At 54.8% G+C, this 558-nt stretch carries 6 tRNA genes; all 6 read left to right on the top strand.

The features are described 5' to 3' along the window. The first annotated feature begins 14 nt into the window (after positions 1-14). The 6 genes from NCCP2331_RS18340 to NCCP2331_RS18315 all read left to right on the top strand — a co-directional run bounded on the left by NCCP2331_RS18340 (position 15) and on the right by NCCP2331_RS18315 (position 545). Positions 15-96 (top strand) — tRNA-Leu (locus tag NCCP2331_RS18340). Positions 97-105: 9 nt separating this feature from the next. After that, positions 106-177, top strand: a tRNA-Gly gene (locus NCCP2331_RS18335). A 10-nt stretch (positions 178-187) separates the two neighbouring features. Next, positions 188-276, top strand: a tRNA-Leu gene (locus NCCP2331_RS18330). A 10-nt stretch (positions 277-286) separates the two neighbouring features. Next, a tRNA-Arg gene (locus tag NCCP2331_RS18325) sits at positions 287-363 on the top strand. A 21-nt stretch (positions 364-384) separates the two neighbouring features. Continuing rightward, positions 385-461, top strand: a tRNA-Pro gene (locus NCCP2331_RS18320). 8 nt (positions 462-469) lie between these two features. Further along, positions 470-545, top strand: a tRNA-Ala gene (locus NCCP2331_RS18315). Positions 546-558 lie beyond the last annotated feature (13 nt).

The raw sequence follows: 558 nt of genomic DNA, 5'->3' as shown, positions 1-558 counted from the left end.
TATGCCAACACATTGCGGGTGTGGTGGAACTGGCAGACACGCTAGACTTAGGATCTAGTGCCTTCGGGCGTGGGGGTTCGACTCCCTTCACCCGCACTTTTTCATGCGGAAGTAGTTCAGTGGTAGAATACGACCTTGCCAAGGTCGGGGTCGCGGGTTCGAATCCCGTCTTCCGCTTTCCACTCTTGCCGGGGTGGCGGAACTGGCAGACGCACAGGACTTAAAATCCTGCGGTAGGTGACTACCGTACCGGTTCGATTCCGGTTCTCGGCACCATTTATAATATGCGCCCGTAGCTCAATTGGATAGAGCGTCTGACTACGGATCAGAAGGTTGTGGGTTCGACTCCTGCCGGGCGCGCCATATTTTTAAATCCTTGATAGTCGGGAAGTAGCTCAGCTTGGTAGAGCACTTGGTTTGGGACCAAGGGGTCGCAGGTTCGAATCCTGTCTTCCCGACCAATTTATACGGGGCCTTAGCTCAGCTGGGAGAGCGCCTGCCTTGCACGCAGGAGGTCAGCGGTTCGATCCCGCTAGGCTCCACCATTCATAATTTATT

This window comes from Sporosarcina sp. NCCP-2331 (assembly GCF_023707945.1).
GTDB classification, from domain to species: domain Bacteria; phylum Bacillota; class Bacilli; order Bacillales_A; family Planococcaceae; genus Sporosarcina; species Sporosarcina cascadiensis.
The sequence above is the reverse complement of the archived record's forward strand: the minus strand, read 5'-3'. Positions and strand labels throughout refer to the sequence as shown.